The 331-nt window shown below is 65.3% G+C and carries 1 protein-coding gene; it reads left to right on the top strand.

All coding sequences use genetic code 11. From position 1 onward, the window contains the following. Positions 1–331 (top strand): DUF6531 domain-containing protein (locus ACCC97_RS28855; RefSeq protein WP_413336409.1); only part of this gene is annotated, 331 nt, incomplete at both ends.

Raw genomic sequence — 331 nt, 5'->3', positions numbered from 1 at the left:
TGGCGGACAAGGAGGCGCAGGCCAGCATCATGTGGCTGCTGCACAAGCTGCGGGATGCGTTGCTGAAGAAGAAAGGCAGGCATTCGGCTATCGTCCCGCCTCAAGCGGGCGCGGTGGCCCAGAAGGACAAGCCCGGTGACCAACTCGGGCATATCAGCAAGCAGGCGCCGGCCAACGGGCGGGGATGCAGCCTCAAGAATCGACCTGCACCTGCGCGCAAGGGCGGCTCCATCAGCCTCTCACTGGGTGACGAGAGCTTCACCCACACCGACTTCGTTCTCGCAGCGCCGCTGCCGATCGAATGGGCGCGCACCTACGCCAGCGACCTCGA

Source organism: Variovorax sp. Varisp85 (genome assembly GCF_047304045.1).
Classification (GTDB): Bacteria; Pseudomonadota; Gammaproteobacteria; order Burkholderiales; family Burkholderiaceae_C; genus Variovorax.
Note: the sequence above shows the minus strand (reverse complement) of the source record. Positions and strands in the feature narration are given on the sequence as shown.